Genomic DNA, 13,496 nt, shown 5'->3' with positions numbered 1-13,496 from the left:
TGGCGGCGACCTCAAGAGATCGCCGCGGCACATCTATTGAGGCATCTGAATGTTGATGCCCTCCTTCTGCATTTCTTCCCGTACCGACTGGAATTTCTGGTACTTGGACAATTCGATCGGCCCGTCATAGGTCATGCTTTGCATCTTGCGTGGCGGGTATTTGATGTAGGTCTGCATCAGTTTGTTGATCGCCTGACTGATCGGCACCATGGTCCAGGTACGCTCGGTGACATTACTCATGAAGATGTCATAGCGCTCCTGTGGGTCTTGATACAAATCGAAGACCTGAGGCACCGTCGCCACGTACTTGGTGGCACCTTTCCAGCCCAGGTTGGTGTCCACGGCCAGGCCACCGGTCGGCACACCATCGTCGCCGCGCAGGTTGAACACGGCTTTGTAGTTGCCCACACGGACCGCCCCCGGCGACAACTCGTTTTCGGTGAAGTAGAACCACTCCTTGCGCGGGTCGGGGCCAGTGCCGGTGATTACAGGGGTCATGTCGTAGCTGTCGAACATGATCGGCTGACCTTCGCGATCCTTCTCCGGCAACTTGATACCGGCCACCGAGGCGAAGGTCGCCATCAGATCGAGCCCGCCGAGAATGTCGTGGTTCTTGGCATTGGGCTTGATTTTGCCGGGCCAGGCCATGATCGCCGGGACCCGGTTACCGCCCTCGCGCACGGTGCCCTTGGTACCACGGAAAGGCGTGTAGCCGGCATCCGGGTAAACGTCCTGCCAGGCGCCGTTGTCGGTGGTGTAGACCACCAGCGTATTCTTATCCAGGCCCAGCGCCTTGAGCTTGTCCATGATTCGGCCGATGCGCGTATCCAGTTCGACCACCGAGTCGGCGTACTTGGACTTGGACATCGACTTGTGAACGAACTCCGGTGCCGGCAGGTTCGGCTGGTGCACTTTCATGAAGTTGACGTTGATGAAGAACGGCTTGTCGGACTTGGCGGCGGTATCGAGGAATTCCAGCGCGGCTTTTTCGACATAACCGTCAAAATAGGGAATCCCGACGACACCGGGCTTGCCATCGATGACCGGCGTATCGACGTACTGGCCGTTGATCTTGAATTCTTCGACAGCCTTTTCTCCCGCCTTGCCCGAGAGTGCGCCCTTGGTCACCTGGGTAAACATCGCCCGGGTTTCCGGGTCCATGTCGGGGAACCAGGTCGGGTCGGCGTAGGTGTAGGCATTGAGGTGATAGAGGCCGACGTACTTCATCACGTCATACCCCTGGGCATTGGGCAACGCATAGTCGGCTTCACCCAAGTGCCACTTGCCGGTGAAGTAGGTCTCGTAACCGCCGGTCTTGAGCACCGAGGCCAGCGTCCACTCGGCGGCAGGCAAACCACCGCCCTGGCCCTGGAAGGCCACGGTGGTCATGCCGCTGCGATTGGGGATGCGCCCGGTCTGCATGGCGGCTCGCCCGGGCGTGCAGCTTGGTTGCGCGTAGAACGAGTAAAAGGTTGTGCCCTCAGCGGCCAGTTCGTCGATGCTGGGAGTCGGCATGCCGCGGCCAACGCCGCCACCATAGGGGCCCAGATCGCCGTAGCCGGTATCGTCGGACACGATGAACAGGATATTGGGTTTTTCTGTTTGTGCAGCCTGGGCCAAACCGTTAAGCGCTATCAGTAATGAACCTGCTATGTAGAAACTTGAGCGATGCGAGAGTCTTTTCATGGCGACCTTCCTTTATCGGGACGGATCCTTGTGGCCGGTTACCTGTTTTCAAGTAATCCGTGACCGGACCCTGGTGAGTTACCCCCAAACCATGCCCTCTGGTGAGTTCCAGGCGTTCAACTGACCATGCATCTGAATACCTGTAGCTACTCAAGGCACCCGAGTCAGCCTAGTACGGTTATTTTTAAAACGCGCAGTTCAGGCAGAGGAAATCAAAGTCGTTCGTCGCTTGTTCTCCATGAAATACCCTGGGTCATGTCATCACCGGCGGCAGATAGTGTTCAGGTTGCGACTTTCGATTTGCTCAATTGCGAGTCACTTCTATATTGAGGGGGTGCTCTGAACTTCCTGCCTTCTGTTGAGCTTGACCCATGGCAACTACTGATCAGCTGATCATCTGCGAGCACTGCGACAGCGTGTACCAAAAAGTAACGCTCGCCAAACATCAAAAGACCCTGTGTACGCGCTGTGGCGGCGTGCTTCAGCGCTATAACGGCCTCACGGTGGAACAGCGTCTTGCGTTGACCTTCACCGCGTTGATGCTCTGGATATTCGCCAATTTCTATCCGGTGATGAGCATCAACCTCAAAGGCGTGAAGAACAGCGCAACGCTCTGGGACTCGGTGCTGGCCCTGAGCCTGGGGCCAATCACCTTCATCGCCACGGTGGCGGCAATCGCCATGATCATCGCGCCGATTTTCCAGTTGCTGCTGCTGATCTGGGTGCTGGGCTTCGCCCTCAGTGGGCGACGCTCGCCCGGATTCAAGTTCTGCATGCGCTGGCTGGAAACCCTCAGGCCCTGGAGCATGCTCGAAGTCTGCCTGCTGGGCGCCATGGTCGCGGTGATCAAGCTCGCCGGACTGCTCGATGTGCTGCCCGGCATCGGGTTGTTTGCCCTCGCTGCCCTGAGCCTGATGATGATTCGCATCGCCGGGCGCGACATACGCGAACTATGGGACCTTGTATGAGCACGCCTCCTTACGCCGACGAGCTCAACCTGTGCCTTTGCCACACCTGCGGGCTGGCCTGCGACATGACCTTCGAGCCCCACGAATGCGAGCGTTGCGGTGCGCCGCTGCACCGGCGCAAAACCAATTCGCTGGCACGCACCTGGGCCTTCATGATCGCGGCCCTGGTGTTCTATATCCCGGCCAACCTGTTGCCGGTAATGAACACCGAAATGGTCGGCAACGGCGCCGACAGCACGATCATGAGCGGCGTGCTGGAGTTCTGGGAGGCAGGAGCCTGGGACATCGCCCTGATCATTTTCATTGCCAGTATCGCGGTGCCGGGCATCAAGTTCGTCGCCATCACGCTGCTGCTGGTCACCGTGCAACGGGACAGCGAGTGGGCACGAAAAGAACGGTCGACGCTGTACCGCTTCGTCGAGGTCATCGGTTACTGGTCGATGCTCGATGTGATCGTGGTCGCCCTGGTGGCCTCGCTGGTGAAATTCCAGGCCCTGGCCGATATCGAACCGCGCCCGGGCATTCTGTTTTTCGGATTGGTGGTGGTGTTCACCATGCTGTCGGCAATGAGTTTCGATCCACGCATGATCTGGGATAAAGAACGGGAAAACCCACACAATGAGGAGGTCACGGATGAAGTCACAAGCCACTGACGGGCCGCAAGCCCCCGGGCCGGCGCCGATCAAGACCCGCCGCTTCAGCGTTTCGCTGGTCTGGATCGTCCCGATCGTCGCGGTGCTGGTGGGTATTTCGCTGGTGGTTCACAGCATTTTGCAGCAAGGCCCGACCATCGTTATCACGTTCAAGACCGGTGACGGCCTGACCGCGAACAAGACCGAGGTCAAATACCGCAACGTCGTGATTGGTCATGTCTCCGATGTGGAGCTGGCCAATGACCAGAAGAGTGTCAATGCCACCATCAAGCTGGAAAAGCAGGCCGAAAGCTTTACCCGCGAAGACTCGCAGTTCTGGGTCGTGCGGCCGCGCATAGGCGCGGGCGGCGTGTCCGGTATCGATACGTTGCTGTCGGGCGATTACATCGGTGCCGATATCGGCCAGGCCAACGGCCGGGCAAAGCACTTCACAGGGCTGGAGAACCCGCCGCCCATCACCTACGGCGAGCCGGGCAAGCGTTTCACCCTGTTCACCCAGGACCTGGGGTCGCTGGACATCGGCTCTCCCGTCTACTACCGCAAGATCCCCGTGGGCCAGGTGGTGGCCTACGCGCTGGACCCGGATGGCAAGGGCGTGAACATAGAACTGTTCATCCATGCCCCCAATGACAAATACGTCACCGAAAACACCCGTTTCTGGAACGCCAGCGGCATTGACGTGAACGTTGGCGCCAACGGTTTTGCGGTCAAGACCGAATCCTTGTCTTCCTTGCTGGTGGGCGGCATTGCCTTCCGCGCGCCAGACTACAGCCCCAACGATAAGCCGGCTGCCGCGGAGTACGCCTACGAACTGTTCGAAGACCAGCAAACCGCCCTCGCCCCGCCAAACGGCAAGCCGCAGTACCTGGCCATGCGCTTCGACCAGGCACTGCGCGGGCTCAAGGTCGACGCGCCGGTGGAATTCCTCGGTGTGGAAATCGGCAAGGTAGTGGCAGTCAATCTGGATTACGACGAGAAAAAACGTTCCTTTCCAATCAACGTCGGTATCGTGATCTACCCGCAGCGCCTGGGCCAGGCCCACATCAAAATGCTCAAGGCGCTCGATCATGACCCTAATAACGAAGCCGCCGGCGTACGCTTGATCGGCAGCTTCATCGAAAACGGCCTGCGTGCCCAGGCCCGCACCGGTAACTTCCTGACCGGCCAGCTGTACATTGCCCTGGACTTCTACCCCAAGGCCGACAAAGTCGCCTTCGATGCAAACGCACGCCCGGTCGTGATTCCGACCATTCCCGGCAGCCTCGAGCAATTGCAGGAAAAACTCGAATCCATGGTCGACAAGATCAACAAGCTGCCGATCGAGCGTATTGCCGGCAATCTCGACGGCAACCTCGTCGAACTGCGCAAAGGCATGATGCAATTCAACGGCAAGATCCTGCCCGGCGTGCAAACCACCCTGTCGGATGTCAGCAAGACCCTGGAAACCGCCAATTCGACCCTGCAGTCGGCCAGTTCGACCTTGGCCGACGATTCGCCGCAACGGGAAAAACTGGGGCAGACCCTGGATGAACTGGGACGCACGTCGAGATCCTTGCGTGATCTTTCGGATTACCTGGGACGGCATCCGGAATCGCTGCTTCGCGGCCGTCCGAACAATGCCGCCCCCGTGGATCTGCAAGGGCCACCGCGCAATTGAACACAGGAGCAACACCCATGGCTTTACCGCTGAAGTTCACCTTGGTCACCGCGATGTTGCTGCTCGCCGCCTGCCGCAGTGACCCGATTCAATTCCATACCCTGACCCCGACCCAGCAGGGCAATCACTCAAGGACCACCGTCGGGGTGATTCAGATCGAGACGATCAGCGTGCCGCCCCAGGTCGATCGTGCGCAGATCGTCATTCGCCAGGGCAACAGTGGCCTGGCGATCCTGGAAACCCAATGGTGGGGCGCCACCCTCGTGGACGAATTGCGCAGTGCTCTGGTTGATCAACTGAGCAACAGCCCTGTACAAGGCCGCCATTCGGTGCGGATCGATGTGCAGCGTTTTGACTCGGTCCCCGGCCAGTACGCCTTGATGGACGTGGAATGGCGCCTGCGCAGTGCCGGCACCGGCGACACGCCCCGGATGATTTGCCGCAGCACCTTGCAAACGCCCTCGGGCGCGACCATCGATGACCTGGTGCTTGCCCAGCAAAACAACGTCAAGCGCCTGGCCGCGCTGATCAGCCAGGCGGCCGTCAGACCACAGGCAAACTGCCCTGCGCCTTGAACCCGTCGCCCCCGGATCAACGGCGACAAGTTCGCCGTTGATCCATCCCTTCTGTGCTCCGCTGTAAATCCCGGCAACAGAAAAAGATAACAATTCCCAGTTACCAACTAATGACTAGAGGTACCCTCCCCTGCAATTTTTTCACATTCCTTTCACTGCTCTGACACTTGCCGAGAGGTAGCTTTCGCTGCAGTTAATTCACCGGACTTAATCTCGGTGGATCTTTTGGTGCTGTTTCAGGCTTTGCCAGCAGCACTTCCCTGGCGCCCCAATGGTGGAAAAACTTGGTCAACTCTGTCTCGCGTAAACCGTCTTCGCGCTTGTCCAGATCGGTCGTGGCCATTGGTGCACTGACCGTCGCCGTGCTGGCCACCGGATTTTTCCTGTGGCCCAAATCCCCGACCAACCTGGCCGAAGAGGACGCGCAAGCCCGGGCCCGATTGCTCCAGCACTGGAGCGCCGGCGAGATCGCGGTACTGGTTCGTCATACCGAGCGCTGCGACCGTTCCAGCAACCCATGCCTGGGCCCGGCTGACGGCATTACCCGTGTCGGCAGTGAAGCGGCGGCCGGTGTTGGCCAGGGCCTGGCGCGCCTGGGGCTGGCGCAGACCGATATCCTGACCAGCCCCGTTACACGCACGGTGCAGACGGCGCATTACATGTTCAACAGCGACCCGCGGACCCAGGAATGGCTGGCGACCTGCGGCACGACTCTGCGTAACGATGTCGTGGCACACAAGGTGGCCCATCGCAACCTGGTGCTGGTGACCCACAGCGGTTGCATCGCTGACTTTGAAAAGCAGACTGGCCTCAGGCATTCGGCGAAAGATGCCGAGTACGGCAGCGCGTTGTTTGTCCACATCGATGGCAATGGTCAACTGCAAGTACTTGGCATTGTGAATGCCGAAGACTGGAACACTCTTTTACAAAAATGAAACGTTGGCCACTGCAGATCGACAACTTTTGAAACAAGTTATTTGAAAGTTGACTGAATGACACCTGAACAATCAGCGAGAAGTATAAAAACAACTTCTCGCTGTTCAATATCATTCCGACTTTGTCTCCAGCAAGTTACCCATTACTTTTTAACCTGCCGCCCCGGCGCCAAGGTCGAGTCATGACGACAAATCAGCCGCTGCCCAAATTTACCGGCCATTCTTCCTCCCTTCACGCCCCAACGGCACCTGCCAGCGAGCGCTGGATGCTATTGGCCTTGTTCATGGCGTTCATCGCGTTCTACTTGCTGCCGCTGATGAGCCACGGCCTGTGGATTCCCGATGAAACCCGTTATGCCCAGATCAGCCAGGAAATGCTGCAGGGCGGAAACTGGATCTCGCCGCACTTCATGGGCCTTCGTTACTTCGAAAAACCCATTGCCGGGTACTGGATGATCGCCATCGGTCAGGCGGTGTTTGGCGACAATCTGTTCGGGGTGCGCATCGCGTCCGCATTGTCTACCGGGGTGAGTGTGTGGCTGACTTACCTGATTGCCCGCCGGTTCTGGAACGATCCGCGCAAAAGCTTCGCCTGCGCACTGTTGTACATGAGCTTCGGGCTGATTGCCGGTCAGGCCGGGTACGCCAACCTCGATCCGCAGTTCACCCTCTGGGTCAACCTGAGTCTGGTTTCCCTGTGGTTTGCCATCGACAGCCGCACGACGCGTGCCCGCCTGGGCGCCTGGGTGGTCCTGGGCATCGCCTGCGGCATGGGCTTCATGACCAAGGGCTTTCTGGCCTGGCTGCTGCCGGCAGTGATCGCCCTGCCCTACATGGTCTGGCAGCGCCGCATCGGCGAGTTGTTGCGATACGGGCCACTGGCAGTTGCGGTCGCCGCGGCCGTCTGCCTGCCCTGGGCGCTGGCCATCCATCATCAGGAACCGGATTTCTGGAATTTCTTCTTCTGGAACGAGCACGTACGCCGCTTTGCCGCCGACAATGCGCAACACGCCCGTCCGTGGTGGTTCTACCTGCCGATGCTGGTGGTTTCCGCCCTGCCCTGGACTGCGTTGTTGCCGACGACATTCATCCAGGCCTGGAACAACAAGCGTCAGCCTGTCGGCGGTTTTCTCCTGTTCTGGTTATTGTTGCCACTGGCGATCTTTAGCATGAGCAGCGGCAAGCTGCCGACCTACATCATGCCTTGCCTGTTACCCCTGGCGCTGCTGATGGGTCACGCGCTGACCGGCCTTTTGGAACAATCCAGATCACGGACCATTCGTTTCAACGGTTGGCTCAACGTCATCATCGCCTCGACGGCCATGGTTGCGCTGCTTTACCTGCAATTGCGCAAGGAGATTTTCGAGAATACCGAGATGTTCAGCCTGTCCCTGGCGTTCATCGTGCTGCTGGGCTGGATCATCGCCAACGCCCTGCAAATCCTGCGGCCATTGACGTTATGGGCGATGCCGGCCCTCGGCATCTGGCTGCTGGTGGCGCTGCTGCCCGCCGCCATGCCGGGCCAGATCGTCGACAGCAAGATGCCCGACCGGTTTATCTCCGAACACCTGGACAGCTTGAACCAGACCACCTCGCTGCTGAGCAACGACCTGGGAGCGGCCTCGGCTCTGTCGTGGCTGACCGGGCGACCGGATGTTGCGCTGTACAACGTGGTCGGTGAAATGAAGTACGGCCTCCAGGATCCCGCTGCAGTGTCGCGCAAGGTGACCCAGCAAGACGTCGGGCGATGGATGACCGAGGCACGCAAGAAGGGCTCGGTCGGGGTGGTGATGAGGGTCAACAGCGTCGCCGAAATTCAGGAAGTCGAGGCGCTACCCACCGATGGCAAGCGCTATCAGCGCGGCGACATGCAGGTCTTGATCTTACCGCAAATCCAGCCCTGACAGGCAAGACGCAAAAAAAGGGGCCAGGCATCCGCAGCTGCGTCATTTCCTGATCGACGATCATCCTTTTATGGACGAGTCGAACCACAGCGGGCACAGTGCTGCTAATCTGAATGAAAATTACATGTATTAACGGTTTTTTTGACGTTATTTTCTCATTTGGATCTCTACATTTCCCGCACTTCAAAAACATGCAAATGATTCGCATTGGTTAACTGGCGTTTGAATGCGCATGATTTTCAAAAAAATGCACCAGGAGCAGCCCGCAGAATGATTCCCAAAATCCCTTCGTTCTTGAAAAAAGCCCTGCTGGCCACCGCGTTGCTGAGCGCTGGCCAGGTCTATGCCGCTGACTCCGTCGGTATCGTGGTGTACAACGCGCAACACGAAGGCCTGACCAAGACCTGGGTCGAGGGCTTTACCCAGGAGACCGGTATTCCCGTCACCTTGCGCAACGGCGACGACACCGAGATGGGCAACCAGATCGTGCAGGAAGGCGCGGCTTCTCCGGCGGACGTGTTCCTGACCGAAAACTCCCCGGCCATGGTCCTGGTCGACAACGCCCGGCTGTTTGCGCCTGTCGACAAAACCACGCTGGAGCAGGTTGACTCCGCCTACCGTCCGGCCCACGGCAAATGGGTCGGGATTGCCGCGCGCTCCACGGTGTTCGTCTACAACCCGAGCAAACTGCCGGAAGCCGACCTGCCGAAATCGATCATGGACCTGGCTTCGCCGAGCTGGAAGGGTCGCTGGGGCGCATCGCCGGGTGGCGCTGACTTCCAGGCCATCGTCGCGGCCATCCTCGAACAAAAGGGTGAGGCCGCTACGCTGGAGTGGCTCAAGGCGATGAAAACCAACTACACCAACTACCGTGGCAACAGTTCGGTCCTCAAGGCGGTGAATGCCGGGCAGATCGACAGCGGCGTGATCTACCACTATTACAGCCTGGTGGATCAGTCCAAGACGGGCGAAAACAGCAAGAACACCGCCCTGCACTATTTCAAGCACAAAGACCCTGGCGCTTTTGTTAGCATCTCCGGCGGCGGCGTACTCGCCTCCAGCAAACACCAGGAACAAGCCCAAGCGTTTCTCAAATACATTACCGGCAAGGATGGCCAGGCCGTCCTGAAGAACGGCAAGTCGTTTGAATACGCCGTGGGCAAAGGCGCTGAATCCAACCCTAAACTGGTGCCTCTGAATCAACTCGATGCGCCTGCTGTCGATGCTTCGAAACTCGACAGTAAAAAAGCCGTGGAGCTGATGACACAGGCCGGACTGCTCTAAATTGATGCCAGAAACCCTGCCTGCGGGGGTCGCTGAGGCGACACCCGCACATTTGCGTCGACGATCCCGCGGAGTATTTGCGGGACGTGGCGGTGTATGGGTGATCGGTTTGTCGGTGCTGGTTTCATTACTGGCGCTGCTACCGATCGCTTACGTTATCGGCGTGTCCCTGCAGACAGGCTGGTCAACCGTTGTGGCCCTGGTGTTCCGCCCTCGTGTCGGTGAACTGCTGGTCAACACCGTGTTGCTGGTGCTGCTGACAATTCCCTTGTGCGTCGCGCTGGGGGTGACGCTGGCGTGGCTCACGGAACGCACGAATCTGCCGGGGCGCCGCTGGTGGTCGTTGCTGGCCACCGCGCCGCTGGCGGTGCCTGCGTTCGTTCACAGCTACGCCTGGGTCAGCCTGGTGCCGCCTATTCACGGGTTGTTTGCCGGTGTCCTGGTTTCGGTCATCGCCTACTTCCCGTTCCTGTATCTGCCGGTAGCGGCCACTTTGCGCCGGCTCGACCCGGCCATCGAAGACGTCGCCGAATCCATGGGGCTCAAACCCTGGAAAGTGTTCTTCCGCGTGGTATTGCCGCAATTGCGCCTGGCGATCTGCGGCGGCGCCTTGCTGGTCGGCCTGCACCTGCTGGCCGAATATGGCCTGTACGCCATGATCCGCTTCGACACCTTTACCACCGCGATCTTCGATCAGTTCAAATCGACCTTCAACGGTGCGGCTGCGCACATGCTGGCCAGTGTGCTGGCGCTGTGTTGCCTGGCGATGTTGACGGCCGAATCCGCGGCGCGGGGCTCCGCGCGCTACGCTCGCGTCGGTTCGGGAAGCGCCCGGGAGCAACGGGTCGTCTATCTGAAACCGATATCCACCCTACTCTCGCTGACGCTGCAAATGGTGACCTGCGCCCTGGCCCTGGGCGTGCCCTTGATCACCCTGGGCAAGTGGCTCATCGCTGGCGGCGCTGAAGTCTGGGACATGGCCGAGTTGTTGCCCGCCCTGGAGCAAACCCTGCTGCTCGGCATCGCGGGCGCGGCGCTGACCACCTGCGCGGCGATCCCGATTGCCTGGCTGTCGATCCGCTACCCCGGTCGAATGCAACGAGTGCTGGAAAGCTGCAACTACATCACCAGTTCCTTGCCTGGAATCATCGTGGCGCTGGCCCTGGTGACGGTCACGATCCATTTTGCCAGGCCGATCTACCAGACCACCTTCACCGTGCTGCTGGCGTACCTGCTGATGTTCTTGCCCCGTGCCCTGGTGAGCCTGCGCGCCGGCATTGCCCAGGCCCCGGTGGAACTGGAAAACATCGCTCGCAGCCTTGGGCGCTCGCCGGCCCGGGCACTGTGGCTGATCACCTTGCGCCTGGCTGCCCCGGGTGCGGCCGCCGGTGCGGCGCTGGTGTTCCTGGCGATCACAAACGAATTGACCGCCACCCTGCTGCTGGCTCCGAACGGCACGCGGACCCTGGCGACCGGGTTCTGGGCCTTGACCAGCGAAATCGATTACGCAGCCGCCGCGCCCTACGCCTTGTTGATGGTTGTGCTGTCACTTCCGTTGACCGGACTTCTTTATCACCAATCGAAAAAAACGGCTGGCCGATGAACACTCTTGAATTGAATGCCCTCTACAAGTCCTATGGCGCCCATTGCGCCCTGGACAATGTCAGCCTGTCGGTGCCCAGCGGCAGTCGCACGGTCATCGTCGGCCCGTCCGGCTCGGGCAAGACCACGTTGCTGCGGATGATTGCCGGCTTCGAGTTCCCCGATTCCGGGCGTCTTTCGCTCAATGGCCAGACCCTGGTCGACGGCACCCACGAAGTGCCGGCCCATCAACGCCTGATCGGCTACGTGCCACAGGACGGCGCACTGTTCCCGCACATGACTGTGGCCGCGAACATCGGCTTCGGTTTGTCCACCAAGGGCACTGAAAAACAGCAGCGCGTCGCCGAACTGATGGACAGCGTGGCGCTGGACGCGAAGATGGCCGGGCGCTGGCCCCATGAATTGTCCGGCGGCCAGCAACAGCGCGTGGCCCTGGCCCGAGCCCTGGCGCAACAGCCACGGCTGATGCTGCTGGACGAGCCGTTCTCGGCGCTCGATACCGGATTGCGTGCGGCGATGCGCAAGATGGTTGCGCGGCTGCTGGAAGACGCAGGCGTCACCACCATCCTGGTCACCCATGACCAGAGTGAAGCCCTGTCGTTCGCCGACCAGCTGGCGGTGATGCGTCATGGCCGACTGGTACAGTCTGGGCATCCGCTGGATCTTTACCGCTATCCCGAAGACGAACAGACCGCGCTGTTCCTGGGGGATGCCGTGGTCATGCCCGCACGCATCGAGGCCGGTTGGGCCCATTGCGACCTGGGGCGGATCCCGGTCAACAACCACCGCAACAACAGCTCGGCGCAGATCATGCTGCGCCCCGAACAACTGCAACTGGCAAGTATCCTCCCCAGCGACCCGGAAGCCAGCGGTTGCCGGGCCGTGGTCACCGATCGGGACTTCAGCGGCAACACTTGCACGCTGACCGTGGAGCTCCAGCCATTGACCCGCAACGAGCAGTCGGGCCGATCACTGCTGGTGCGCAGTTCAGGCATGTATGCGCCACCGGCCGGTAGCGCGGTTCAGGTCTCGACCATTGGCCACGCCCATGTGCTGAGCGAGATTTAATCGCTTACAGATCGAACCGATCCACTGCCCGACGCCGCTCGTTGTCATCGCGCACATCGTAGTTGGCCGTGGTCTGGATGTTGCTGTGGTGTGCCAGCTTCTGCGCAATCGACAGGTCATGCTCTTCGATCACCCGGGTGATGAACGAACGCCGGAAGTCGTGGGGCATGATTTTCACCCCTACCTGCGCACCCCGTTGCCGGGCGATGTAGTAAATCGCGTGTTTGGTGATGCGTTCCCGAGTGATATGGCTGCCACGGCGGATGCGGTTGAACAGGAACGGGTCGTCCGGCTCGCCGTCCTTGAGCAGCGAACGGCGCAGCTCGAGCCAGGCTTCAAGCTTGGCGAAGGCCCAGGCCGGGGCGTACTTGATCAACTGTTTGTTGCCCTTGGCCGTCACCCGCAGGCTGCGCTCGGTGAAGTCGACCTGGCTCAACTCCAGGTTCACCGATTCGGATTTGCGCATTCCCGAACCGTAAAGAATCCCGATGATTGCTGCGTCCCGCAGGCCTTGCGGCCGCGGATCGGCGGCGCAGACCGCCATCAGTTCCTGGATGAGCGTGCGCCTGAGATTGCGCCCTTGGGATAGCCGCGTACCGGCCATGCCCTTCACCGAACGCATCTTCAACAGATGATCCTGAGAGATCAGGCTCATGCGCCATGCTTCGTTCATCACCCCGCGCACCGCGTTGACGTACAGCGAAGACGTGTTCGGCGCATAGCCGTCCGAACGCAAGGTGGCCACCAGCGCAATGACGTCCTCGGGCTGCAGGTTGTGCCAGGGAATTTCCTCGATATCGTGGTCCTCAAAGCCCAGGCGGTCGGCGGCATCCTGCAGCACATAACGCATGGTCAGTTGGCTGGACGGCGCCAGTCGCGCCAGATACAGGGTCAGCGGATTGGTCAGGGGTGAGCGAAAATCAGTAACAGGTAAGTCAATCAAACGAAACGGCCTTGAATGTAAACAGTTCAATGAAACAACTAAGAAGTGAAATAACCATCAAATAAAAGACAATACTTGCGTAGGACTTTTCCTAAAAACGCGATAATCGGAAGAAGTCTGAACAGCGGCTTAATAGCTTTCAGATAAAACGATTCCCCAACCGTTTTTTCATGTTCCTTTCACAAAATCGGGCATAACCTTCTATAAACTCGGCGCCACCC

The 13,496-nt window shown here is 59.7% G+C and carries 11 protein-coding genes; 9 read left to right on the top strand and 2 right to left on the bottom strand.

Going from position 1 to position 13,496, the window contains the following annotated elements; translation table 11 throughout:
* Window positions 1-33: 33 nt before the first annotated feature.
* Window positions 34-1,686: an arylsulfatase gene (locus tag AABM52_RS14075; protein WP_347912379.1), complete on the bottom strand. Its 1,653-nt coding sequence runs from the start codon at window positions 1,684-1,686 to the stop codon at window positions 34-36.
* 371 nt (window positions 1,687-2,057) lie between these two features.
* Here AABM52_RS14075 and AABM52_RS14070 point away from each other — a divergent pair, with 371 nt between their 5' ends.
* The 9 genes from AABM52_RS14070 to AABM52_RS14030 all read left to right on the top strand — a co-directional run bounded on the left by AABM52_RS14070 (window position 2,058) and on the right by AABM52_RS14030 (window position 12,332).
* Window positions 2,058-2,654, top strand: coding sequence for a paraquat-inducible protein A (locus AABM52_RS14070; protein WP_347912378.1), 597 nt, complete (start codon window positions 2,058-2,060; stop codon window positions 2,652-2,654).
* Window positions 2,651-3,307, top strand: a complete 657-nt coding sequence (locus AABM52_RS14065) for a paraquat-inducible protein A (RefSeq protein WP_347912377.1) — start codon at window positions 2,651-2,653, stop codon at window positions 3,305-3,307. The genes AABM52_RS14070 and AABM52_RS14065 overlap by 4 nt, the downstream gene beginning before the upstream one ends.
* Complete coding sequence (locus AABM52_RS14060; protein ID WP_347912375.1) at window positions 3,288-4,964, top strand: MlaD family protein; 1,677 nt, start codon at window positions 3,288-3,290, stop codon at window positions 4,962-4,964. Before AABM52_RS14065 ends, AABM52_RS14060 begins: the two co-directional genes overlap by 20 nt.
* A gap of 17 nt (window positions 4,965-4,981) precedes the next feature.
* A complete protein-coding gene (locus tag AABM52_RS14055; RefSeq protein ID WP_347912374.1) occupies window positions 4,982-5,539 on the top strand; it encodes a PqiC family protein in 558 nt (185 codons plus the stop codon).
* A gap of 284 nt (window positions 5,540-5,823) precedes the next feature.
* Window positions 5,824-6,474, top strand: a complete 651-nt coding sequence (locus AABM52_RS14050) for a histidine phosphatase family protein (RefSeq protein WP_347912373.1) — start codon at window positions 5,824-5,826, stop codon at window positions 6,472-6,474.
* A gap of 182 nt (window positions 6,475-6,656) precedes the next feature.
* The gene (gene arnT, locus AABM52_RS14045) at window positions 6,657-8,378 is read left to right on the top strand and encodes a lipid IV(A) 4-amino-4-deoxy-L-arabinosyltransferase (RefSeq protein ID WP_347912372.1); all 1,722 of its coding nucleotides are present in this window, start codon (window positions 6,657-6,659) and stop codon (window positions 8,376-8,378) included.
* Between the two features lie 270 nt (window positions 8,379-8,648).
* Window positions 8,649-9,662, top strand: coding sequence for an iron ABC transporter substrate-binding protein (locus AABM52_RS14040; protein ID WP_347912371.1), 1,014 nt, complete (start codon window positions 8,649-8,651; stop codon window positions 9,660-9,662).
* A 4-nt stretch (window positions 9,663-9,666) separates the two neighbouring features.
* Window positions 9,667-11,265 (top strand): iron ABC transporter permease, encoded by a 1,599-nt coding sequence (locus AABM52_RS14035; RefSeq protein WP_347912370.1) that lies wholly within the window; start codon window positions 9,667-9,669, stop codon window positions 11,263-11,265.
* Window positions 11,262-12,332, top strand: coding sequence for an ABC transporter ATP-binding protein (locus AABM52_RS14030; RefSeq protein WP_347912369.1), 1,071 nt, complete (start codon window positions 11,262-11,264; stop codon window positions 12,330-12,332). The genes AABM52_RS14035 and AABM52_RS14030 overlap by 4 nt, the downstream gene beginning before the upstream one ends.
* 4 nt (window positions 12,333-12,336) lie before the next feature.
* On the opposite strand, the gene xerC is transcribed toward AABM52_RS14030, so the two are convergent.
* Entirely contained in the window at window positions 12,337-13,275 is a 939-nt protein-coding gene (xerC, locus tag AABM52_RS14025) for a tyrosine-type recombinase/integrase (RefSeq protein WP_347912368.1), read from the bottom strand.
* Window positions 13,276-13,496: the final 221 nt, after the last annotated feature.

The organism is Pseudomonas grandcourensis (assembly GCF_039909015.1).
Taxonomy (GTDB): Bacteria; Pseudomonadota; Gammaproteobacteria; order Pseudomonadales; family Pseudomonadaceae; genus Aquipseudomonas; species Aquipseudomonas grandcourensis.
The sequence above is the reverse complement of the archived record's forward strand: the minus strand, read 5'-3'. Positions and strand labels throughout refer to the sequence as shown.